Origin of the sequence: Staphylococcus sp. acrmy (genome assembly GCF_022690565.1) — a bacterium.
Classification (GTDB): domain Bacteria; phylum Bacillota; class Bacilli; order Staphylococcales; family Staphylococcaceae; genus Staphylococcus; species Staphylococcus caledonicus.
The window spans coordinates 22,469-48,073 of sequence record NZ_JALCVE010000009.1; the positions used below are offsets into that span (position 1 = coordinate 22,469).

Genomic DNA, 25,605 nt, shown 5'->3' on the forward strand with positions numbered 1-25,605 from the left:
AGGTTATATTATTTATTGTGATTATTTTACCTAAGACAGTAGGAGTTATTTGATAACTTAAAATTTATCCTACCGAGGCTAAAATTGACTTGAACGTGATGATCATTCAAATGATCTTTCAAGCACTTTTTGCCGTGGGTAGAAAGTGCTTTTTTTATTAATATTAAAAAAAGCACCAAAAATAAAAATGGAGGTGTCTGAATGTCTGCTATTATTGAAGCTAAAAAACAACAAGTTGACGTTATTGCTGAACAACTTAAAAATTCAGTTTCAACTGTTATCGTTGACTACCGTGGCTTAACTGTTTCTGAAGTAACTGAACTTCGTTCACAATTACGTGAAGCTGGTGTTGAGTATAAAGTATACAAAAACACAATGGTTCGTCGTGCAGCTGAACAAGCAGGTATCGAAGGCTTAGATGAATTCTTAACAGGTCCTACAGCTGTTGCAACTTCAACTGAAGATGTAGTAGCGCCAGCGAAAGTTATCGCAGGATTTGCTAAAGAACACGAAGCTTTAGAAATCAAAACAGGCGTTATGGAAGGTAGCGTAATCTCAGCAGAAGAAGTTAAAACTGTTGGTTCATTACCTTCACACGATGGTCTTGTATCTATGCTTTTATCAGTATTACAAGCTCCAGTACGCAACTTCGCTTATGCGGTTAAAGCTGTTGGAGAACAAAAAGAAGAAAGCGCTGAGTAATCGCGCATAAAATTTTAAAATAAATGGAGGAAATATAAAATGGCTAATCAAGAACAAATCATTGAAGCAATTAAAGAAATGTCAGTATTAGAATTAAACGACTTAGTAAAAGCAATTGAAGAAGAATTTGGTGTAACAGCAGCAGCTCCTGTAGCAGCAGCTGGTGCAGCTGGTGGCGGAGACGCAGCAGCTGAAAAAACTGAATTTGACGTTGAATTAACTTCAGCTGGATCTTCAAAAATCAAAGTTGTTAAAGCTGTTAAAGAAGCAACTGGCTTAGGATTAAAAGACGCTAAAGACTTAGTAGACAACGCTCCTAAAGTAATCAAAGAAGCGCTTGCTAAAGACGAAGCTGAAAAACTTAAAGAACAATTAGAAGAAGTTGGAGCTACAGTAGAATTAAAATAATTCTCGTATCTTAACTTAATATATAGGTTATACATTGCATGAATTACTAGTCATAGAATTTCATGTGAATGTAACCTACATTCTTTGAGAAATTAAAACCCCGTTATCACGATAACGGGGTTTTTACTTCATTTTCTAGAAGAAATGAATGATGAACAATGACGAAGAGGTGGAAATATGGGGCATTATTATGATGAAAACCCTGAAGTGCAAAGTGATGAAAAAATCATACAGTATCGCTATCATCAAAATGAATTAAAATTGACGACTGATGCTGGTGTGTTTTCTAAAGGTAAAGTCGATTTTGGCTCTGATACACTCGTTCAAACCTTTTTAAATGAACATCCGCCAGGTCCTAGTAAAAATATTGTCGATGTTGGTTGTGGCTATGGCCCAATCGGTTTGATGATTGCCAAAGTTTCACCGCATCATCAAATTACTATGGTCGATGTTAATCAACGCGCCTTATCTTTGGCTGAAAAGAATAAAAAGGCGAATCGAATTGAGAATGTATCTATTAGAGAAAGCGATGGATTATCTCAACTAGAAGATAATTATTATGATTTTGTACTAACGAATCCGCCTATTAGAGCTGGTAAAGATGTTGTTCATCGCATTTTCGAAGAAGCTTACCAAAAGCTTAAGTTAAATGGTGAATTATACGTTGTAATTCAAAAGAAACAAGGTATGCGTTCTGCTAAAAAGAAAATGGAAGAAATATTTAATCATGTCGAAGTTGTAAATAAAAATAAGGGATACTATATTCTGAAAAGCCTAAAAGGTTGATTTCAAATTAGTATTCTGATATAGTTATAAAATGTAAAAATTTATGTTCAATAAGTGTGTACTTTTACGCGAAATGAGTACGTAAAACAAGAATAATTAAAGAATCGAAAATGGTGTCATCAATAATTGTGTTGCCGTTTTCTTTTTGTCTTGTTATACGAATTTTCTTTCGTGTTTAGGTGAATCACACAATTTTTGAGGGGTGAATCTGTTTGGCAGGTCAAGTTGTCCAATATGGAAGACATCGTAAACGTAGAAACTATGCGAGAATTTCAGAAGTGTTAGAATTACCGAACTTAATAGAAATTCAAACTAAATCTTACGACTGGTTCCTAAAAGAAGGTTTATTAGAAATGTTCCGTGATATTTCTCCAATTGAAGATTTCACTGGCAACCTTTCTTTAGAATTTGTAGATTATCGATTAGGTGAACCAAAATACGATTTAGAAGAATCGAAAAACCGTGACGCTACTTATGCTGCACCTCTTCGTGTTAAAGTGCGTCTAATTATCAAAGAAACTGGCGAAGTTAAAGAACAAGAAGTATTTATGGGTGATTTCCCATTAATGACTGATACAGGTACGTTCGTAATTAATGGTGCGGAACGTGTTATCGTCTCACAATTAGTTCGTTCACCATCAGTATACTTCAATGAAAAAATAGATAAAAACGGTCGTGAAAACTACGATGCAACAATTATTCCTAACCGTGGTGCGTGGTTAGAATATGAAACAGATGCTAAAGATGTAGTCTACGTACGTATTGATAGAACACGTAAATTACCATTAACAGTATTATTACGTGCTTTAGGTTTCTCTAATGATCAAGAAATTATTGATTTACTTGGTGATAGTGAATACTTACGTAATACGCTTGAAAAAGATAGCACTGAAAATACAGAACAAGCACTACTAGAAATTTATGAACGTTTACGTCCTGGTGAACCACCAACAGTGGAAAACGCTAAAAGTTTATTATACTCACGCTTTTTCGACCCAAAACGTTATGATTTAGCTAGTGTTGGTCGTTACAAAGCCAATAAAAAATTACACTTAAAACATCGTTTATTTAATCAAAAATTAGCTGAACCAATCGTTAATAGCGAAACTGGCGAAATTGTTGCTGAAGAAGGCACAGTTTTAGACCGTCGTAAATTAGACGAAATTATGGAAGTTTTAGAAACGAATGCGAATAGTGAAGTGTTTGAATTAGAAGGTAGCGTAATTGACGAACCTGTAGAAATTCAATCAATCAAAGTCTATGTGCCTAATGATGAAGAAGCACGTACAACTACTGTAATCGGTAACGCGTTACCAGATTCAGAAGTTAAATGTATTACACCTGCTGACATCATTGCATCAATGAGTTATTTCTTTAACTTATTAAATGGTATTGGCTATACAGATGATATTGACCATTTAGGTAATCGTCGTTTACGTTCAGTTGGCGAACTTTTACAAAACCAATTCCGTATTGGTTTATCTAGAATGGAACGTGTTGTACGTGAAAGAATGTCTATTCAAGACACTGACTCAATCACTCCACAACAATTAATTAATATTCGTCCTGTAATTGCATCAATTAAAGAGTTCTTTGGTAGCTCTCAATTATCACAATTCATGGACCAAGCTAACCCATTAGCTGAGTTGACACATAAACGTCGTCTTTCTGCATTAGGACCTGGTGGTTTAACACGTGAACGTGCTCAAATGGAAGTACGTGACGTTCATTATTCTCACTATGGCCGTATGTGTCCAATCGAGACTCCAGAGGGACCAAACATCGGATTAATCAACTCATTATCTAGTTATGCACGTGTAAACGAGTTTGGCTTTATCGAAACACCATATCGTAAAGTAGATTTAGACACTAACTCAATTACAGAACAAATTGACTACTTAACTGCAGATGAAGAAGATAGCTATGTTGTTGCCCAAGCGAACTCTCGTCTAGATGAAAATGGTCGTTTCTTAGATGACGAAGTTGTTTGTCGTTTCCGTGGTAATAACACAGTTATGGCTAAAGAGAAAATGGACTACATGGACGTATCTCCTAAACAAGTTGTTTCAGCTGCGACAGCATGTATCCCATTCTTAGAAAACGATGACTCTAACCGTGCATTAATGGGTGCCAACATGCAACGTCAAGCGGTACCATTGATGAATACTGAAGCACCATTTGTTGGTACAGGTATGGAACACGTAGCTGCTCGTGACTCTGGGGCTGCAATCACAGCAAAACACAGAGGACGCGTAGAACACGTTGAATCTAAAGAAATTTTAGTTCGTCGTTTAGTAGAAGAAAATGGTACTGAACACGAAGGTGAATTAGATCGTTATCCATTAGCTAAATTTAAACGTTCAAATACAGGTACTTGTTATAACCAACGTCCAATTGTTTCAATTGGCGATGTAGTTGAATATAATGAAATTTTAGCTGACGGTCCTTCAATGGAATTAGGTGAAATGGCCTTAGGTCGTAACGTAGTTGTTGGTTTCATGACTTGGGACGGTTACAACTATGAGGATGCTGTAATCATGAGTGAACGTTTAGTTAAAGATGACGTTTATACTTCAATTCATATCGAAGAATATGAATCAGAAGCTCGTGATACTAAACTAGGACCTGAAGAAATCACACGTGATATTCCTAACGTTTCTGAAAATGCACTGAAAAACTTAGACGAACGCGGTATTGTATACGTTGGTGCTGAAGTTAAAGACGGTGACATCTTAGTAGGTAAAGTAACGCCTAAAGGTGTAACTGAATTAACAGCTGAAGAAAGATTATTACACGCAATCTTCGGTGAAAAAGCACGTGAAGTGCGCGATACTTCATTACGTGTACCACACGGTGCAGGCGGTATCGTTCTAGACGTAAAAGTCTTCAATCGTGAAGAAGGCGATGATACGTTATCTCCAGGTGTAAACCAACTTGTACGTGTTTACATCGTTCAAAAACGTAAAATCCACGTTGGGGATAAAATGTGTGGTCGTCACGGTAATAAAGGGGTTATCTCTAAGATTGTTCCTGAAGAAGATATGCCTTACTTACCAGATGGACGTCCAATTGATATCATGTTAAACCCACTTGGTGTACCATCTCGTATGAACATCGGACAAGTATTAGAATTACACTTAGGTATGGCTGCTAAGAACTTAGGCATCCACGTTGCATCTCCAGTATTCGATGGTGCGAGCGACGAAGATGTATGGTCAACAATCGAAGAAGCAGGCATGGCACGTGACGGTAAAACTGTCTTATACGACGGACGTACTGGTGAACCATTTGATAACCGTATTTCTGTTGGTGTAATGTACATGCTTAAACTTGCCCACATGGTTGATGACAAATTACATGCTCGTTCAACTGGTCCATACTCACTTGTTACACAACAACCACTTGGTGGTAAAGCACAATTCGGTGGACAACGTTTCGGTGAAATGGAGGTATGGGCACTTGAAGCATACGGTGCTGCATACACATTACAAGAAATCCTAACTTATAAATCTGACGATACTGTAGGTCGTGTTAAAACTTACGAATCTATCGTTAAAGGTGAAAACATCTCTAGACCAAGTGTTCCTGAATCATTCCGCGTATTGATGAAAGAATTACAAAGTTTAGGTTTAGATGTCAAAGTGATGGACGAACAAGATAATGAAATCGAAATGGCGGACGTTGATGACGAAGATGCAACTGAACGCAAAGTAGATTTACAACAAAAAGATGTTCCAGAAACACAAAAAGAAACTACTGACTAATTCGCTATTAAGTTAAAAATACTGTAAGAAGGTAGAAATTCAGCAGAGGAGGGTAGGAGACCGTTTGCCGGTTTCCTAGAGCACTCATATGAGTGTCTCACCCTTACCTCACTGATTTCACTTCTTTCTAATATTTTAGTTTCAATAAATGTAAATCAATCAAATAGCACAGCTAATCTAAATTGAAGGAGGTAGGCTCCTTGATTGATGTAAATAATTTCCATTATATGAAAATCGGTTTAGCCTCACCTGAAAAAATCCGTTCTTGGTCATACGGTGAAGTTAAAAAGCCTGAAACAATTAACTATCGTACTTTGAAACCAGAAAAAGATGGTCTTTTCTGTGAAAGAATATTCGGACCTACAAAAGACTGGGAATGTAGTTGTGGTAAGTACAAACGTGTACGCTACAAAGGCATGGTATGTGATAGATGTGGTGTAGAAGTAACTAAATCTAAAGTGCGTCGTGAAAGAATGGGGCATATTGAATTAGCAGCACCTGTATCTCACATCTGGTACTTCAAAGGAATTCCAAGTCGTATGGGACTTCTATTAGACATGTCTCCAAGAGCTTTAGAAGAAGTTATCTACTTCGCATCATATGTAGTTGTAGATCCAGGTCCAACTGGCTTAGAGAAAAAATCTCTATTATCTGAAGCAGAATTTAGAGATTACTATGATAAATACCCAGGCCAATTTGTAGCTAAAATGGGTGCTGAAGGTATTAAAAATCTATTAGAAGAAATTAACTTAGATGAAGAATTAAAAACGTTACGTGACGAGTTAGAATCTGCGACTGGTCAAAGATTAACTCGTGCCATTAAACGTTTAGAAGTCGTTGAATCATTCAGACATTCTGGTAACAATCCAGCATGGATGATTTTAGATGTACTTCCAATCATCCCACCAGAAATTCGTCCAATGGTTCAATTAGACGGTGGACGTTTTGCAACAAGTGACTTAAACGACTTATACCGTCGTGTTATCAACCGTAACAACCGTTTAAAACGTTTATTAGACTTAGGTGCTCCTGGCATCATCGTTCAAAACGAAAAACGTATGTTACAAGAAGCAGTAGATGCTTTAATCGATAACGGTCGTCGTGGTCGTCCAGTTACTGGTCCAGGTAACAGACCGTTGAAATCACTTTCACATATGTTAAAAGGTAAACAAGGTCGTTTCCGTCAAAACTTACTTGGTAAACGTGTTGACTACTCAGGCCGTTCAGTTATCGCTGTAGGACCTAGCTTGAAAATGTATCAATGTGGTCTACCTAAAGAAATGGCACTTGAATTATTTAAACCTTTCGTAATGAAAGAATTAGTTCAACGTGAAATTGCTACAAACATCAAAAATGCTAAAAGTAAAATTGAACGCATGGACGATGAAGTATGGGACGTATTAGAAGATGTTATTAGAGAACATCCAGTATTACTTAACCGTGCCCCTACACTTCACAGATTAGGTATCCAAGCCTTTGAACCTACATTAGTAGAAGGTCGTGCAATCCGTCTTCACCCACTTGTAACAACAGCTTACAATGCGGACTTTGACGGTGACCAAATGGCTGTTCACGTACCTTTATCTAAAGAAGCACAAGCGGAAGCGCGTATGTTAATGCTAGCTGCTCAAAACATCTTGAACCCTAAAGATGGTAAACCAGTTGTTACACCATCACAAGATATGGTATTAGGTAACTATTACCTTACTTTAGAACGTAAAGATGCAGTGAATACTGGAACAATCTTTAATGATACTAACGAAGTACTTAAAGCTTATGCAAATGGCTATGTACACTTACATACTCGTATCGGTGTACATGCACAATCATTTAACAACCCTACATTTACAGAAGCTCAAAATAATAAAATTTTAGCTACTTCAGTAGGTAAAGTTATATTCAATGAAATCATCCCTGATTCATTTGCATATATCAACGAACCAACTCAAGATAACCTTGAAGGTAAAACACCAGACAAATACTTTATTGATCCAACTCAATTAGGTGAAGGTGGACTTAAAGAGTACTTTGAAGATAAAGAACTTATTGAACCATTCAATAAAAAATTCTTAGGAAACATTATCGCTGAAGTCTTCAATAGATTTAGCATTACAGATACTTCTATGATGCTTGACCGTATGAAAGACTTAGGATTTAAGTTCTCATCTAAAGCTGGTATTACTGTAGGTGTCTCTGACATCGTGGTACTTCCAGATAAACAAGATATTTTAGATGAACATGAAAAATTAGTTGAACGTGTTTCTAAACAATTCAATCGTGGTTTAATCACTGAAGATGAACGTTATAACGCTGTTGTTGAAATTTGGACTGACGCTAAAGACCAAATTCAAGGCGAATTAATGCAATCTCTTGAGAAAACAAACCCAATCTTCATGATGAGTGACTCTGGTGCCCGTGGTAACGCATCTAACTTTACTCAATTAGCTGGTATGCGTGGTTTAATGGCCGCTCCATCTGGTAAAATTATTGAGTTACCAATCACTTCATCATTCCGTGAAGGTTTAACAGTATTAGAATACTTCATCTCTACACACGGTGCGCGTAAAGGTCTTGCCGATACAGCCCTTAAAACAGCTGACTCAGGTTACCTTACTCGTCGTCTTGTTGACGTTGCACAAGACGTTATCGTACGTGAAGAAGACTGTGGTACAGACCGTGGTTTATTAGTTTCTGACATTAGAGAAGGTACAGAAATGATTGAACCATTCATTGAACGTATCGAAGGTCGTTATTCTAAAGAAACAATTCGTCACCCTGAAACTGATGAAATTATCATCCGTCCTGACGAATTAATCACAGCTGAAATCGCTAAACAAATCACTGATGCTGGTATTGAACAAATGTACATCCGCTCAGCATTTACTTGTAACACTCGTCACGGTGTTTGTGAAAAATGTTACGGTAAAAACCTTGCAACAGGTGAAAAAGTTGAAGTGGGTGAAGCAGTTGGTACAATTGCCGCTCAATCAATCGGTGAACCAGGTACCCAACTTACAATGCGTACATTCCATACAGGTGGAGTAGCCGGAAGCGATATCACGCAAGGTCTTCCACGTATCCAAGAAATCTTCGAAGCACGTAATCCAAAAGGTCAAGCCGTGATTACTGAAATCGAAGGTGTCGTAGAAGATATTAAATTAGCAAAAGATCGCCAACAAGAAATTGTTATTAAAGGCGCTAATGAAACAAGATCTTACCTAGCTTCTGGTACTTCAAGATTGAAAGTAGAAGTAGGTCAATCAGTAGAACGCGGTGAAGTATTAACAGAAGGTTCAATCGAGCCTAAAAACTTCTTAGCTGTTGCTGGTTTAAATGCGACTGAAAGCTACTTACTTAAAGAAGTTCAAAAAGTTTATCGTATGCAAGGTGTAGAAATCGACGATAAACACGTAGAAGTAATGGTTAGACAAATGTTACGTAAAGTTAGAATTATCGAAGCTGGTGACACTAAACTATTACCAGGCTCATTAGTAGATATTCATAGCTTTACTGATGCTAACAGAGATGCATTCAAAGAACGTAAACGCCCAGCTACTGCTAAACCAGTATTACTTGGTATTACTAAAGCTTCTCTTGAAACTGAAAGCTTCTTATCTGCAGCTTCATTCCAAGAAACAACACGTGTACTTACAGATGCTGCCATCAAAGGTAAACGTGATGACTTACTTGGACTTAAAGAGAACGTTATTATCGGTAAGCTAATTCCAGCCGGTACTGGTATGAGACGTTATAGCGATGTTAAGTATGACAAAGCTGAAACGCCAGTAGTTGAAAATGAAGAAGTAGAAATTACTGAATAAGATAAGCGAAAGCTATCATAGTTCAATAAAATAACTAGAATTAAAGATGACTACTAGTTAGTACAACTTTAATTCTAGCTTTCTACCCTTCAAAATTTTAGAGACCGGAAAAGATTATATTTTTCGAGTAAGCTTGATAGGCTATTCATCGATTTTTAAAGTAGAAACGATGAAACACTTAGCCTTGCTTAACTCTTAAACGTATTTAATCTGGTCTCTTCATTTTTCTTATTTAAAAGAGTGAAAAGTCTTCAAATTTTGTTGACTTATTACTACTTTAAGTGTTATTATTGTAAAGGTTGATGCAAGCAGAACTTTGGAGGATATTTTAATGTCTAATGAAAAAGTTGCACGCTTTAACAAACAACACTTTGTAGTTGGTCTTAAACAAACGCTCAAAGCGTTAAAAAAAGATCAAGTTGCATCATTGATTATTGCTCAAGACGTTGAAGTCTACTTAATGGCTCGCGTATTTAGCCAAATCAATCATAAAAACATACCGGTTTCATATTTTCAAAGCAAACAAGCTTTAGGCAAATATGTAGGTATCAATGTTAATGCGACAATTGTTGCGTTATTGAATGAGAATTAGTAAGTAATATTGCTTACTAAATTTTATTTAATCTAAAAATGAACCACCTGGATGTGTGGAATTAAGAATTGAAGAGAGGAGGACATTTCAATGCCAACTATTAACCAATTAGTACGTAAACCAAGACAAAGCAAATCTAAGAAATCAGATTCACCAGCTTTAAACAGAGGTTTCAATAGTAAAAAGAAACAATTTACTGACTTAAATTCACCTCAAAAACGTGGTGTTTGTACTCGTGTAGGTACTATGACACCTAAAAAACCTAACTCAGCGTTACGTAAATATGCACGTGTGCGTTTATCAAACAATATTGAAATCAACGCATACATTCCTGGTATCGGCCATAACTTACAAGAACACAGTGTTGTACTTGTACGTGGTGGACGTGTAAAAGACTTACCTGGTGTGCGTTATCACATTGTACGTGGTGCACTTGATACTTCAGGTGTTGACGGACGTAGACAAGGCCGTTCATTATACGGAACTAAAAAACCTAAAAATTAAGTTTAAGATTGTGTAAATTTTAATTTCAATTTTTAAGAATATACTATAATAGGAAGGGAGGATTTTCATTATGCCTCGTAAAGGATCAGTACCTAAAAGAGACGTATTACCAGATCCAATTCATAACTCTAAGTTAGTTACTAAATTAATTAACAAAATTATGTTAGACGGTAAACGCGGAACAGCACAAAGAATTCTTTATTCAGCATTTGACCTTGTAGAACAACGCAGTGGTCGCGATGCTTTAGAAGTATTCGAAGAAGCAATTAACAATATTATGCCAGTATTAGAAGTAAAAGCTCGTCGTGTGGGTGGTTCAAACTATCAAGTACCAGTTGAGGTACGCCCAGAACGTCGTACTACTCTAGGATTACGTTGGTTAGTTAACTATGCACGTCTTCGTGGTGAAAAAACTATGGAAGATCGTTTAGCTAACGAAATCTTAGATGCAGCTAATAATACAGGTGGTGCCGTTAAGAAACGTGAGGACACTCACAAAATGGCTGAAGCAAACAAAGCATTTGCTCACTATCGTTGGTAAGATAAAAGCTTTAACCCTGAGTGTGTTCCAACAAATTGGTTTACCAAGAATGCTGGTTCATGCTTAGGGCATCGCCATATTCTATAGTAGTTATTCAGTAATAACTGGAAGGAGAAAAACAATGGCTAGAGACTTTTCTTTGAAAAACACTCGTAATATCGGTATCATGGCTCACATTGATGCTGGTAAAACAACTACGACTGAACGTATTCTTTATTATACAGGTCGTATCCATAAAATTGGTGAAACACATGAAGGTGCTTCACAAATGGACTGGATGGCACAAGAACAAGACCGCGGTATCACAATCACATCAGCTGCTACAACAGCTCAATGGGAAGGTCACCGTGTAAACATTATCGATACACCAGGACACGTAGACTTCACAGTAGAAGTTGAACGTTCATTACGTGTACTTGATGGAGCGGTTACTGTACTTGATGCTCAATCAGGTGTAGAACCTCAAACTGAAACAGTTTGGCGTCAAGCTACAACTTATGGTGTACCTCGTATCGTATTCGTAAACAAAATGGACAAATTAGGTGCTAACTTTGAATACTCTGTAAGCACAATTCATGACCGCTTACAAGCTAATGCTGCACCTATCCAATTACCAATTGGTGCCGAAGACGAATTTGAAGCTATCATCGACTTAGTTGAAATGAAATGTTTCAAATATACAAACGACTTAGGTACAGAAATCGATGAAATTGAAATTCCTGAAGATCACAAAGAAAGAGCTGAAGAAGCTCGTGCTACATTAATCGAAGCAGTTGCTGAAACTAGCGACGAATTAATGGAAAAATATCTTGGTGACGAAGAAATTTCAGTTGCTGAATTAAAAGATGCTATCCGTCAAGCTACTACTGACGTAGAATTCTACCCAGTACTTTGCGGTACAGCATTCAAAAACAAAGGTGTACAATTAATGCTTAACGCAGTAATTGACTACCTACCATCTCCTTTAGATGTTAGACCAATCGTAGGACACCGTACTGAAAATCCTGACGAAGAAGTAATCGCTAAACCAGACGATTCAGCTGAATTCGCTGCATTAGCATTCAAAGTTATGACTGATCCTTATGTTGGTAAATTAACTTTCTTCCGTGTATATTCAGGTACGTTAACTTCAGGTTCTTACATTAAGAACTCAACTAAAGACAAACGTGAACGTGTAGGTCGTTTATTACAAATGCACGCTAACTCACGTCAAGAAATCGACACTGTTTACTCAGGCGATATCGCTGCTGCAGTTGGTCTTAAAGATACAGGAACTGGTGACACATTATGTGGTGAAAAGAATGACATTCTTTTAGAATCAATGGAATTCCCAGAACCAGTTATCCACTTATCAGTAGAACCTAAATCTAAAGCTGACCAAGATAAAATGACTAACGCTTTAGTTAAATTACAAGAAGAAGACCCTACTTTCCATGCTCACACTGATGAAGAAACTGGACAAGTTATCATCGGCGGTATGGGTGAGTTACATTTAGACATCTTAGTAGACCGTATGAAGAAAGAATTCAACGTTGAATGTAATGTAGGTGCGCCAATGGTTTCATATCGTGAAACATTCAAGCAATCTGCACAAGTTCAAGGTAAATTCTCTCGTCAATCTGGTGGTCGTGGTCAATACGGTGATGTTCACATTGAATTCACACCAAACGAAACTGGCGCAGGTTTCGAATTCGAAAACGCTATCGTTGGTGGTGTAGTTCCTCGTGAATACATTCCATCAGTAGAAGCTGGTCTTAAAGATGCTATGGAAAATGGTGTCTTAGCTGGATATCCTTTAATTGATGTTAAAGCTAAATTATATGATGGTTCATACCATGATGTCGATTCATCAGAAATGGCCTTCAAAATTGCTGCATCATTAGCACTTAAAGAAGCTGCTAAAAAATGTGATCCAGTTATCTTAGAACCAATGATGAAAGTTACAATCGAAATGCCTGAAGAATACATGGGCGATATCATGGGTGACGTAACAGCTCGTCGTGGACGTGTTGATGGTATGGAACCTCGTGGTAATGCACAAGTTGTTAACGCTTATGTACCACTTTCAGAAATGTTCGGTTATGCAACTTCATTACGTTCTAACACTCAAGGTCGCGGTACTTACACTATGTACTTTGACCACTATGCAGAAGTTCCAAAATCAATCTCTGAAGAGATTATCAAAAAAAATAAAGGTGAATAATTAAACTTGTTTTAACTAGTAATTCTAGGTAAAATACAGCTTGAGCTTATTATTTAAGCAATCACGTTTATGAATTGATTTTTTAGGAAAAATGCATTATAAAGGAATTATGAATTCTTTCAATAACAATAATTATGTCTCATGATGGTGAGAAACTATCATGAGAGATAATATTGAAATAACTTTTACTTGAATAGGAGAGATTTAATAATGGCAAAAGAAAAATTTGATCGCTCAAAAGAACATGCCAATATTGGTACTATCGGTCACGTTGACCATGGTAAAACAACTTTAACAGCTGCTATCGCAACTGTATTAGCTAAAAATGGTGACACTTTAGCACAATCATATGACATGATTGACAACGCTCCAGAAGAAAAAGAACGTGGTATTACAATCAATACTGCACACATCGAATACCAAACTGATAAACGTCACTATGCTCACGTTGACTGCCCAGGACACGCTGACTATGTTAAAAACATGATCACTGGTGCTGCTCAAATGGACGGCGGTATCTTAGTAGTATCTGCTGCTGACGGCCCAATGCCACAAACTCGTGAACACATCTTATTATCACGTAACGTTGGTGTACCAGCATTAGTAGTATTCTTAAACAAAGTTGACATGGTTGACGACGAAGAATTATTAGAATTAGTTGAAATGGAAGTACGTGACTTATTATCTGAATACGACTTCCCAGGTGACGATGTACCTGTAATCGCTGGTTCAGCATTAAAAGCTTTAGAAGGCGATGCTCAATACGAAGAAAAAATCTTAGAATTAATGCAAGCAGTTGATGATTACATTCCAACTCCAGAACGTGATTCTGACAAACCATTCATGATGCCAGTTGAGGACGTATTCTCAATCACTGGTCGTGGTACTGTTGCTACAGGCCGTGTTGAACGTGGTCAAATCAAAGTTGGTGAAGAAGTTGAAATCATCGGTTTACACGACACTTCTAAAACAACTGTTACTGGTGTAGAAATGTTCCGTAAATTATTAGACTATGCTGAAGCTGGTGACAACATCGGTGCATTATTACGTGGTGTTGCTCGTGAAGACGTACAACGTGGACAAGTATTAGCTGCTCCAGGTTCAATCACTCCTCACACAAAATTCAAAGCTGACGTATACGTTTTATCTAAAGACGAAGGTGGACGTCACACTCCATTCTTCTCAAACTATCGTCCACAATTCTATTTCCGTACTACTGACGTAACTGGTGTTGTTAACTTACCAGAAGGTACTGAAATGGTTATGCCTGGCGACAACGTTGAAATGACAGTAGAATTAATCGCTCCTATCGCGATTGAAGACGGTACTCGTTTCTCAATCCGTGAAGGTGGACGTACTGTAGGATCAGGCGTTGTAACTGAAATCTTCGAATAATATTTATTATTCATTATTTCAAAAGACTCCCTTTGGGGAGTCTTTTTTTTTGTTATTCGGCAATCCTATAGAACCCATAAAAACCCCTTAAATGCGCTTTTATCAAAAGTTCATTTAAGGGGTTTATTGTTATCTAAAAAGAAAACTAAGCTATTATCATTGCCTACTCAAGTATCTCAATTCTATTTTTATAACACTTGTTCAATTTCTAAAATTTTTAGGAATTCACTCGCTGCATATTTGAAAGCACGCTCATCAATATCGAAGTGTGGGTTATGATGGGGCGCAGTAATACCTTTATCTTTGTTTCCACAACCTGTTAAGAAGAATGCACCTGGTCGAACTTTTAAATAATGAGAGAAATCTTCTCCAATCATCATCAATTCTGATTCATTAAAGCGTAAGTGCATCTCATTTGCTGCTTGTTTTACCACTTTATATGCATCTGTGTGATTATGCACAGGTAAGTAGCCACGTATATAATTCATGTCATAAGTAATATCATTCGCTAATGCTAGACCTTGTAATAACTTATCCATTTTAGTTTGAATATGCGTCTGTAATTCAGTATCGAATGTGCGCACAGTTCCCTTACAAAAGACTGAGTCTGGAATGACACTATCTGAAGAACCAGCTTGAATCATTCCAAACGTAAGGACGGCCTCTTTAACAGGGTCGATTGTTCTAGAAATAATCTTTTGAGCGCTAAGTATAAATTCAGCCATAATCACGATAGGATCAATTGTTTCATGTGGCTTCGCGCCATGACCACCTTTTCCATAAATAGTAACTGAAAATTCGTCAGGGGAAGCCATGATTGCTCCTGGTCTTGAGTAAATGGTACCTGTAGGATAGCCGCTCCATAAATGTGTCCCATAAATCTTATCTACGTCTCTTAAGCAACCATCGTCAATCATCTCTTGTGAACCACCAGGCATAATTTCTTCGCCATATTGAAAAATCAAAACAACATTGCCTTTTAATAAATGGCGATGTTCATGAATAATTTCTGCCACACCTAATAGAATCGCCGTATGACCGTCATGGCCACATGCATGCATAAAGCCTTCATTTTTAGATTTATAAGGAACATCGTTCAATTCTTGCACTGGCAACGCATCAAAATCAGCTCGAAATGCAATGACTGGGTCTTGTTCTGCTCCCTTAAACGTAGCTTTAATCCCATTACGACCCACAGGCGCTTCAATCTCACAATCCAGTTGGCGTAGTTGGTTAAGAATATAGTTGTGCGTCCACGATTCTTCAAAGGACGGCTCAGGATATTGATGCATATCCCGACGCATCTGAATCATTCTATTTTCTTTTTTACTGGCTAATTGAAACCAATCCAACACCTCAACCACTTCTTCCTGTTTATTATGATGTTTAGTATAACAAATTCTTAATTAACTCAATAGCGTCTTTTTTTATTTTTGAAAATGAAGTCTTAAAAACTTTGCAAATAGACTAAAAATACACATTGGAAATACACATGTACATTACATAAAGAATATTAAATATATTGATATTACAATAATGATAAGGCTTTCATGTTAGATAAAAATCGGTTATTATTATGGTGATATAAAAATACAAAGGGGATATGATTATGGTTCAATCACTACACAATTTTTTAGAAGAAAATATTCAATATTTAAAAGATAATGGGTTATATAACGAAATCGATTCAATCCAAGGTGGTAATGGCCCAGAAATTAAAATTAATGGGAAACAATACATCAACTTATCATCTAATAACTATCTAGGATTAGCTACAAACGAAGAATTAAAAAAAGTTGCTAAATCAGCAATTGATTCGCATGGTGTGGGAGCAGGAGCCGTACGTTCAATCAACGGAACATTAGACTTACATGATGAGCTTGAAGAAACATTAGCGAAATTTAAAGGTACGGAAGCAGCTATCGCCTATCAATCTGGCTTTAACTGTAATATGGCTGCAATTTCAGCAGTAATGAATAAAAACGATGCAATTCTTTCAGATGAATTAAACCATGCGTCTATTATCGATGGTTGTCGTTTATCTAAAGCTAAAATTATTCGCGTCAATCACTCTGACATGGAAGACTTAAGAGCTAAAGCTAAAGAAGCAGTTGAATCAGGTCAATACAATAAAGTTATGTACATTACTGACGGTGTATTCAGTATGGATGGTGACGTTGCTAAATTACCTGAAATTGTTGAGATTGCTGAAGAATTTGGTTTAATCACTTACGTGGATGATGCCCACGGTTCTGGCGTAATGGGTAAAGGTGCAGGTACAGTAAAACACTTTGGTTTACAAGATAAAATTGACTTCCAAATTGGTACGTTATCAAAAGCAATTGGTGTTGTAGGCGGTTATGTAGCGGGGACGAAAGAATTAATTGATTGGTTGAAAGCACAATCTAGACCATTCTTATTCTCTACATCACTTGCGCCTGGCGATACAAGAGCTATTACTGAAGCTGTGAAAATGCTTATGGCTTCTACTGAATTACATGATAAATTATGGGATAATGCACAATACTTAAAAGATGGTTTAGAAAAACTTGGTTTCGACACTGGTCATTCAGAAACACCAATTACACCAGTCATTATTGGCGATGAAAAAGAAACTCAAGCGTTTAGTAAACGTCTTAAAGATGAAGGTATCTATGTTAAATCTATCGTCTTCCCAACAGTTCCACGTGGTACTGGTCGTGTAAGAAATATGCCTACTGCAGCACATACGAAAGAAATGTTAGATAAAGCTATCGCTGCTTATGAAAAAGTAGGTAAAGAACTAGGAACAATCAAATAATAATATAAGAAGTTAGCCAGTTTGAAACATAGACTATGTTTCAGACTGGCTTTTTTGAGTTAATGATGCGATGTGTGTTGTTGATTTAAATAGTTATAAATTTTAGGTGATATCTATTTCAACTTTTTAAATTTAACCCCTTAAATGCTAAACTGAGAAAAAGAGTGTACTAATTTTAAGCGAAAGAGACGATGCTTATGACGGAATTAAGACAATTGAAGTATAGTGATCAATCGACTTTTAGGCGATATATCCAAGAATGGTATGACCATCAAGAAACAGTAGTACCTTCGAATACGGATTTAGCTCAATACGCGTCTTTTGAAAATATGGTAGATGAATTAAATAAGACAGAAGTAGAGGAAGGATGGGTGCTTAGCACGACATTGTTCTATTTCAAAGATAAACAAATTGTTGGTGCAGTTAATATACGTCATAAATTAAATCAACGTTTAACTAATATAGGCGGTCATGTCGGTTATGGGGTAGTTAAGTCATATAGAGGACAAGGGATTGCGACGTTTATGTTAAAAGAGGCGATGCATATCCTAAAAGAGTTGAAAGTGGATAAGATTCTAATGACATGTAACCCTAAAAATGAAGCTTCTAAAGCAGTGATTACAAGTTGTGGAGGCTATCCGATTGAATCTTATACAAAGAAGAATGGTCATCTAGTATCGCGTTTTGTAATTCCAAATGAATGAAGGGTAAGATAATGAAAGAATTGAAAGTTGTATATGCGTTAATTCAAAATAACGAAGGTAAAGTGCTACTTGTTCATAATACCGATGGCGGCGGATGGTCTTTACCGGGAGGCAAGGTTGAACAAGGTGAAACATTAATCGAAGCGATTAAACGTGAAATTATGGAAGAAACTGGCTTAACGGCAACTATTGGAGATATCATCAGTATTAATGAAGGTAAGTCACATCAAATGGGCGTCCACACACTTTTTATTATGTTTAAGGCTACAGTGGAAGATTATATAACAGAGATACAGATGAAAGATGAAGTTTCAGAGCTACGTTGGGTAACCGTAGAAGAAGCAGATGAGAAATTAATCTATTATCATCATAGTTTAAATACTTTCTTGGAAAATAAAGCGACTTACTATGATGAAGGGTATGTAGATTAACAAAAAATGAGATTAGGACTACGAAATTTTCGATAATATCTCAGATTTCTATCCTAACCTCATAGCGTCAAAAGTTTATAAATAGTTTCATAAGGTTATGAAATCGCAAGGCTTTTCAATAATTGAAAGCTTTTTATTTATAAAATAAAGATAGCATCATTTTCACTTTAGTACAATACTGAATTAACATATTAAATACATTAACTTAATATTTTCACGTTTAAAATGTTATATTTAAATTCTAATTTATTAAGAATAGTCTAGGGTAAATAAGTAATAAACCTAAATATATAAATGGAGGAACATACATGCTAGTGTTAAATGAACAAGATCAACAACAGTTATTGAATATGGAAGAAGTGATAGATGAAGTAGCACAATCATTAAAAGCATATTCAGAAGGTAAAACAGAAACACCACTTCGTTACGTCTTACCATTTAACGAAGAGAATCGATATTTAGTAATGCCAGCACTCTCAGATGAACTCAAAATTGTAGGAATTAAAACGGTCACTTTTGCGCCAGATAATCCAAAAAAAGGTAAGAAAACTATTACAGGTTCTGTATTATTAAGTGATTATGAAACGGGAGAAACATTAGCAGTGTTAGACGGTAGTTACCTAACTAAAATACGTACTGGTGCCATCTCTGGTGTAGCTACTAAGTATTTAGCGCGTGAAGATGCTAAAACATTATGTGTCATTGGTGCTGGCGATCAAGCTGAAGGACTTATTGCAGCCGTTATGGCAGTAAGAAATATTGATACTGTACATTTCTCAAGCAGAACTAAAGAGAACGCTGAGAAGTTAGCTAGTGACGTAGCTGAAGAATATAACGTGCAAACGAAAGTATTTGATGAAGCGGACGATGCTATGGAAGATGCGGATGTTGTTGTAACAGCTACAAATTCTTCAAAACCTGTGTATTCTCGTTCACTACAACCAGGCGTTCATCTCAATGCAGTAGGTTCTTTCAAACCTGAAATGCAGGAACTCCCATCCGAATCTATGTTAGTTGCAAATAAAATTGTCGTTGAATCTACTGAAGCCGCGATGGAAGAAACGGGAGATTTAAAAGTACCACAAGAAGAGGGCATACTTACTGAAAACTCATTACACGGCGAATTAGGTAATATCGTAGCAGGTAAAATCTCAGGACGTGAAGACGACAAAGAAGTAACGTTATTTAAATCAGTAGGACTAGCAATTGTAGATATTGTAGTGGCTAACTATTCCTATAAAAAAGCATTAGAAAAGAATAACCAATAAATGTAAATAATAAAGTAAGGCCCATAAATGAACATCCTAACGTTCGTTTATGGGCTTTTATATTTATTCAAAGATTTTTAGTGCGTTGGTTCTTTTTTTAGTATGAGATATTAATTTCTTAGACTTTATGACTTATGCGGACTTTTTACGTGTACGAGAATAGACTAAGCCGGCTCCTATAACTACGAGTAATATCGCAATGTTACGTTCCATATTATTTTTACCAGTGTTAGGTAATTGTGATATATTGTGATGCTTAGAGCCATAATAATCCTTATTTAGCATATTTGTAGTATTTTTAGCGATATTAGAATAAGACGCTTGTGATACTAATAGATTTGAATCTGTGTTTATAGTTGCGCAATCATCCATAACTTCAGTAACTTGTTTATTTGGCATTTTAGGCATCGTAGTATGGTTTGCTAAAGCACATTGAGGATAACTTGAGATAGCACCATCTTTACGTTGACTTGGAAACTGGATAACATTTGTGCCCTTGTTAGAGACATTAGTTTTATGAGAATCATACCCTTTAGATGTTCCATTTTCAGAAGAAGCGGAAGTATGCGCAATGACTTCTACTGCTGGATGATCTTGTTCCTTATGTGGAGTAGGGAATTCAACGACTTTATCATCTCCATTATCAGTAGTTGGTTGATGGTTAGTATCTTCGGCGTGTGTGCTAGGTTGAGTATTTGCTTCAGGTTCGCCATTAATGATACGTACAGGTTCAGTAGTGTCATACTTGCTTAGATCTGCATCATTCATGTACTGAACGACAACCGCATCTAATGAAATGCCTTCTTCACGTTCGCCAACAAACATTTCGTAGCCATCCCCTTGATTAGCCGTAAAGTCATTGGTAGTGACGTAGTATGTGCGATTAGGGTCTAAATCTTCATAAGCACCTGTATCTTTGTTTAAAACTTTAATGGCATTCACGCGATGGCCAGCTTCTTTATTAATATCAAAGTAAACGCGAATTGAGTCAGATACTTGTAAGAAGCCCCCATTCGCAGCTAATACTGTTTTACCGTCTTGTGTGTCAGTGCGTGACCCTAAACTGAGTTCAAAAGCTTTTTCAACATCTGAACCTTTCACTTTAATTTGAGAAATTAAGTTGCCGAACGGTAATACGGTAATAATGTCATTTTCTGTAACTTTCCCTTTGTTGATAGAAGCTCTAATTCCACCACCATTCGTAATTGCGAAGTCGGGGGCATGTGAGAAATTCTTAGTTGCATAGGCTTCCATAGCGTCAGTAATTAAATTTCCTAGATTTGTTTCTTGGGTACGTGCTACTTCACGCTCTCCATTTAATGTCACTGTATTATTAGGAATAACGACAGTAGATGTTTCTTTAAGGAATGCGTCATTTGCTTTCTTAGTTTGAGCTGCGATATGTGAATCGGCTACTACATCTTTAGTATCAGCTACATTGATAAGTGATGCTGTTGGTTTATCTTGAAAATTAAAATCAACACGGCCTACATTTTCAAGTGCAGTTCCAGTTTGGGCAAGTATATTGTTGGCACCATAATGTTTACCATGTTCGATAACAGTATGTGAGTGACCGTCTAAAACAAAGATAGGTTGTTTGAATGAGCCATTCTTTGTTAATTGATCGATTAAATAATCTCCACGCCACTGTTCTTTTGTAGATTTATCAATACCTAAGTGCGATAAGATAACGAATACATCGACATTATCTTTAATCGCGTTCATTGCTTGTGACACGCTAGGCAATGGGTCTTTAAATTCTACGCCTTCTACTGAAGTAGGAGATGTCTTGGTTTTTGTTTCGGGCGTAGTCACGCCAACGATACCGTAGCGCACGTTATTCTTAGTAATAATCGTTGAAGGGTCAAAAACACGTTTCCCATTTTTATAAATATTAGATGATATCATAGGGAAATTAAGTTGTTTCTGTAATTTAAGTAATTGATCATAACCAAAGTCGAATTCATGATTACCGATAGTCATTGCATCATAACCGACACTATTCATCGCTTTTGCCATTTCTTCGCCTTTTGAATTATTAGATACCGGTAAACCTTGGAAGGCATCGCCAGAATCGACCATTAATTCTGGGTGATATTTATCTTTCAGACCTTTAAGTTTAGCCATACCGATTACTCTGCCTTCGTCTTCTACAAAACGGCCATGAATATCATTTGTATGTAAAATTGTATGTGTCGTTGTTGTATTTGATGAAGTCATTTCTGATTTCTTAGATGATGCGATGCCTTGAGTTGTGTGAGTAGTATTGTTACTTTCTTGTGTTGTAGAAAGTGTTGGATGTGTTGATTGAGTAGAATCATGTTCTTTTGGTTGTTGCATTGATGCTTGTGATGTTTGTACCGTATCTTTAGTTTGAGAAGTAACATCGGCCTTCGTTGTATGATGTGCTACTTGTGCATTATCTGTAGATGTGGCACTTGTCGTATCTTCCGTATCGAGTTGCTTATTAGGTTCTGTAGAATTGGAAGTGGTTTTTTCATGCGTCGGTGCTTCTTGAATAGCTACATTATTTTGAGTTGATGTAGCATGATTTGTTGCTTTTTCTGTTGATGTTGGAGTTGCATGTGTAGGTTTGGCCTCTTGGCGTACTGTCTCTGATGACTTATCTGCATCATTGGATTGAGATGGTGTTTCAGAAGTTGCCTGTGTAGAGGGTTCATCTGATACACTTTCTGATGTTGGCATTGCTTTAGATGTAGATGAAGTCGTCGGGCTCGTCGCTAATGTGGCAGTATCATGTGTCTCGTTTGAGTTTGACTCAGCCGCATACGTTGTGCCGGATGCGATACCCAACGTGATTAGAATGATAAATAGAAATGAAATACAATATTGCTTCATATTGGCCTCCTTTATTTATGAAAATTTACAATTTTATCTTAGCATAACTCTTTCCATATAAAGCTTGCTCGATGGATTATTTACGAGAAATTTAAAAATTTTTAATAAATAAAACGTTTTGTAGGGTAAGTATCTCTGACTTTTCAAAAATAAAGAAAAGTAAAATGTATGTATTTTGTATGTATACAAGAAAGCGCTTTTATATTATAATGAGCGTGTAAAGAAGGGGTATGTATACCTCAGAAGGACAATGATATATTATACACACACAAAGGGAGATTTTAATGATGGAGAGAATCGTAATTACTGGAGCGCTTGGTCAAATTGGGACTGAGTTGGTTCTAAAATGTAGAGAGATTTATGGGAATGATAATGTGTTAGCGACGGATATTAGAGAACCGGAAGAGGGGTCACCGGTGAATAATGGTCCGTTTAAAGTGTTGGACGTAACGAATCGTGAAGCTATGATGGCGATTGTTGAGAATTTCAAAGCGGATACGTTGATGCATATGGCGGCGTTATTATCTGCGACGGCTGAGAAGAATCCTTTATTAGCGTGGGATTTAAATATGGGTGGTTTAATGAATGCGTTGGAAACTGCGAGAACGTATGAGTTACATTTCTTTACGCCAAGTTCTATCGGTGCATTTGGGGATTCAACGCCGAAGAAAGATACGCCACAAAATACTATTCAACAGCCAACTACAATGTATGGTGTGAATAAAGTTGCTGGTGAGTTATTATGCCAATATTACTTCAAGAAATTTGGCGTGGATACGCGTAGTGTGAGATTCCCTGGATTGATTTCACATGTTAAAGAACCAGGTGGCGGTACGACGGATTATGCGGTTGAAATTTACTTTGAAGCGGTAAGACAGGGTCGTTATACAAGCTATATCGCGAAAGATACGTATATGGATATGATGTATATGGATGATGCGATTGATGCGATTATTAAATTGATGGAAGCGGATAGTGATCAACTTGTTACACGTAATGGTTATAATTTAAGTGCAATGAGTTTTGAACCGGAAATGATTAAAGCGGAAATTCAAAAACATTATCCTGATTTCGCGTTAGATTATGAAGTAGATCCTGCACGTCAAGCGATTGCTGATAGCTGGCCAGACAATATTGATACTAGTTATTCTCGTAAAGAGTGGGGCTTTGATCCTAAATACGATTTAGCTAAAATGACTGAGTTAATGTTACACGCAATTGAAGAAAAAGAACGTAATAAATAAATACGTGACGATATAGTATATGCCAACAAAGTAAATGACTTTGTTGGTATTTTTGATTTTATTGGTACAAAATGAAGTAATAGTAACGAATGGTTGTAATGATGACTATCGAATAGTGCTAAGCTTTTCGAAAATATATGGTATCTTTGTAATAAAGATATGGTTGCTTACTGGCCGGATGCCCATTTTCAAAATTATAAATAAGAATTCGAGATGTGAAAACCCTTTAATCGCTTATAAAGTATGTTATTTTAGTAAGAAGAGGTACATAATGAGGATTTAGTTTGAATTTTTAGAAAACTTATTGAATAGAAAATATGAGGTTGCTATAATTTAAGTTAACTATTATCTAGGAAATATTTAGGAGGCTTTCATCATGACAGAAAAAGTTAAATTTGAAAAACGCGAAACACTTAAAGATAAACCAGAAGGAAATTTAGGATTTGGACAGTATTTTACAGATTATATGTTAAGTTTCGACTATGATATCGAAAAAGGTTGGCATGATTTAAAAATCGTTCCTTATGCGCCATTTGAAGTGTCGCCAGCAGCGCAAGGTCTTCATTATGGTCAAGCCGTATTTGAAGGTCTAAAAGCTTATAAACATGAGGGCGAAGTAGTGTTATTCCGTCCAGATCAAAACTTCAAGCGTATTAATAATTCTTTAGATCGTCTGGAAATGCCTGAAATCGATGAAGAGCTATTATTAGAAGGATTAAAACAGTTAGTAGATGTTGAACGTGATTGGGTGCCAGAAGGCGAAGGTCAATCATTATACATCCGTCCATTCGTTTTTGCGACTGAAGGTATTTTAGGTGTACGTGCATCTCATCAATATAAATTATTAATTATCTTATCTCCATCAGGTGCTTACTACGGCGGAGACACATTAAAAACAACTAAAATTTATGTAGAAGATGAATATGTACGTGCTGTACGTGGTGGTGTAGGTTTCGCTAAAGTAGCAGGTAACTATGCGGCAAGTTTATTAGCCCAAACAAATGCGAATAAATTAGGCTATGACCAAGTATTATGGTTAGATGGTGTAGAACGTAAGTACGTTGAAGAAGTGGGAAGCATGAATATTTTCTTCGTTGAAAATGGCAAACTTGTAACACCTGCTTTAAATGGTAGTATCTTACCAGGTATCACTCGTAAATCAATCATCGAATTAGCTAAAGAACTTGGCTACGAAGTGGAAGAACGTAAAGTCTCAATCAATGAATTATTCGAAGCATACGACAAAGGTGAATTAACTGAAGTATTTGGTTCAGGTACAGCAGCAGTTATCTCACCAGTAGGTACTTTAAAATATGAAGATAGAGAAATCGTAATTAATAACGACCAACCAGGCGAAATCACTAAAAAATTATACGATACGTATACAGGCATCCAAAGCGGTAAATTAGAAGATAAACACGGTTGGCGCGTAGTCGTTCCAGAATATAAATAATAAACACTTATTAAGCTAGAATCCTTGAAATGGTGAGGATTCTAGTTTTTTAGTTGTGATAGTTTTTGTAAATGAATACGTTTTTGAATACGTAAAGGCTAACAACAAAATTAAATTTGATGCCTATAAA

At 36.5% G+C, this 25,605-nt stretch carries 18 protein-coding genes and 1 other annotated feature; of the genes, 16 read left to right on the plus strand and 2 right to left on the minus strand.

Features of this window, described 5'->3' with window-relative positions; all coding sequences use genetic code 11:
- Positions 1-11: 11 nt before the first annotated feature.
- Positions 12-164, plus strand: a sequence feature (ribosomal protein L10 leader region).
- A 37-nt stretch (positions 165-201) separates the two neighbouring features.
- The 10 genes from rplJ (at position 202) to tuf (ending at position 14,716) form a co-directional block, all read left to right on the plus strand.
- Positions 202-702 (plus strand): 50S ribosomal protein L10, encoded by a 501-nt coding sequence (rplJ, locus tag FH144_RS09535; protein WP_107507837.1) that lies wholly within the window; start codon positions 202-204, stop codon positions 700-702.
- A gap of 39 nt (positions 703-741) precedes the next feature.
- Entirely contained in the window at positions 742-1,110 is a 369-nt protein-coding gene (gene rplL, locus FH144_RS09540; RefSeq protein WP_103166806.1) for a 50S ribosomal protein L7/L12, read from the plus strand.
- A 177-nt stretch (positions 1,111-1,287) separates the two neighbouring features.
- Entirely contained in the window at positions 1,288-1,896 is a 609-nt protein-coding gene (locus FH144_RS09545) for a class I SAM-dependent methyltransferase (RefSeq protein ID WP_242315426.1), read from the plus strand.
- 212 nt (positions 1,897-2,108) lie between these two features.
- The gene (gene rpoB, locus FH144_RS09550) at positions 2,109-5,660 is read left to right on the plus strand and encodes a DNA-directed RNA polymerase subunit beta (protein ID WP_107507839.1); all 3,552 of its coding nucleotides are present in this window, start codon (positions 2,109-2,111) and stop codon (positions 5,658-5,660) included.
- 227 nt (positions 5,661-5,887) lie between these two features.
- Entirely contained in the window at positions 5,888-9,481 is a 3,594-nt protein-coding gene (rpoC, locus tag FH144_RS09555) for a DNA-directed RNA polymerase subunit beta' (protein WP_242315547.1), read from the plus strand.
- A 331-nt stretch (positions 9,482-9,812) separates the two neighbouring features.
- Positions 9,813-10,073: a ribosomal L7Ae/L30e/S12e/Gadd45 family protein gene (locus tag FH144_RS09560; protein WP_103166802.1), complete on the plus strand. Its 261-nt coding sequence runs from the start codon at positions 9,813-9,815 to the stop codon at positions 10,071-10,073.
- Between the two features lie 90 nt (positions 10,074-10,163).
- Positions 10,164-10,577 carry a 30S ribosomal protein S12 gene (gene rpsL / locus FH144_RS09565; RefSeq protein WP_107507842.1) on the plus strand — a complete coding sequence of 138 codons (414 nt, stop codon included), beginning with the start codon at positions 10,164-10,166 and terminating at the stop codon, positions 10,575-10,577.
- Positions 10,578-10,647: 70 nt separating this feature from the next.
- The gene (rpsG, locus tag FH144_RS09570) at positions 10,648-11,118 is read left to right on the plus strand and encodes a 30S ribosomal protein S7 (RefSeq protein ID WP_001137495.1); all 471 of its coding nucleotides are present in this window, start codon (positions 10,648-10,650) and stop codon (positions 11,116-11,118) included.
- A gap of 121 nt (positions 11,119-11,239) precedes the next feature.
- Positions 11,240-13,321 (plus strand): elongation factor G, encoded by a 2,082-nt coding sequence (gene fusA / locus FH144_RS09575; RefSeq protein ID WP_242315428.1) that lies wholly within the window; start codon positions 11,240-11,242, stop codon positions 13,319-13,321.
- A 210-nt stretch (positions 13,322-13,531) separates the two neighbouring features.
- Positions 13,532-14,716: an elongation factor Tu gene (gene tuf, locus FH144_RS09580; protein WP_242315430.1), complete on the plus strand. Its 1,185-nt coding sequence runs from the start codon at positions 13,532-13,534 to the stop codon at positions 14,714-14,716.
- A gap of 188 nt (positions 14,717-14,904) precedes the next feature.
- Here the strand turns inward: tuf and FH144_RS09585 are convergent, their stop codons facing one another.
- Positions 14,905-16,071 carry a M20 family metallopeptidase gene (locus FH144_RS09585; RefSeq protein WP_242315432.1) on the minus strand — a complete coding sequence of 389 codons (1,167 nt, stop codon included), beginning with the start codon at positions 16,069-16,071 and terminating at the stop codon, positions 14,905-14,907.
- A gap of 254 nt (positions 16,072-16,325) precedes the next feature.
- Here FH144_RS09585 and FH144_RS09590 point away from each other — a divergent pair, with 254 nt between their 5' ends.
- The 4 genes from FH144_RS09590 to FH144_RS09605 all read left to right on the plus strand — a co-directional run bounded on the left by FH144_RS09590 (position 16,326) and on the right by FH144_RS09605 (position 19,919).
- Positions 16,326-17,516, plus strand: a complete 1,191-nt coding sequence (locus FH144_RS09590) for a glycine C-acetyltransferase (protein ID WP_242315434.1) — start codon at positions 16,326-16,328, stop codon at positions 17,514-17,516.
- A gap of 197 nt (positions 17,517-17,713) precedes the next feature.
- Complete coding sequence (locus FH144_RS09595; protein ID WP_242315436.1) at positions 17,714-18,220, plus strand: GNAT family N-acetyltransferase; 507 nt, start codon at positions 17,714-17,716, stop codon at positions 18,218-18,220.
- A gap of 11 nt (positions 18,221-18,231) precedes the next feature.
- Positions 18,232-18,651, plus strand: coding sequence for an NUDIX hydrolase (locus FH144_RS09600; protein ID WP_198610835.1), 420 nt, complete (start codon positions 18,232-18,234; stop codon positions 18,649-18,651).
- A gap of 308 nt (positions 18,652-18,959) precedes the next feature.
- Entirely contained in the window at positions 18,960-19,919 is a 960-nt protein-coding gene (locus FH144_RS09605) for an ornithine cyclodeaminase family protein (protein ID WP_242315445.1), read from the plus strand.
- A 132-nt stretch (positions 19,920-20,051) separates the two neighbouring features.
- Here FH144_RS09605 and FH144_RS09610 read toward each other — a convergent pair whose 3' ends face one another.
- Entirely contained in the window at positions 20,052-22,778 is a 2,727-nt protein-coding gene (locus tag FH144_RS09610; protein ID WP_242315448.1) for a 5'-nucleotidase C-terminal domain-containing protein, read from the minus strand.
- A 287-nt stretch (positions 22,779-23,065) separates the two neighbouring features.
- On the opposite strand from FH144_RS09610, the gene FH144_RS09615 reads away from it, so the two are divergent.
- Both FH144_RS09615 and FH144_RS09620 read left to right on the plus strand, forming a co-directional pair.
- Entirely contained in the window at positions 23,066-24,022 is a 957-nt protein-coding gene (locus FH144_RS09615; protein WP_198610839.1) for an NAD-dependent epimerase/dehydratase family protein, read from the plus strand.
- A 376-nt stretch (positions 24,023-24,398) separates the two neighbouring features.
- Positions 24,399-25,475, plus strand: a complete 1,077-nt coding sequence (locus FH144_RS09620; RefSeq protein WP_242315450.1) for a branched-chain amino acid aminotransferase — start codon at positions 24,399-24,401, stop codon at positions 25,473-25,475.
- Positions 25,476-25,605: the final 130 nt, after the last annotated feature.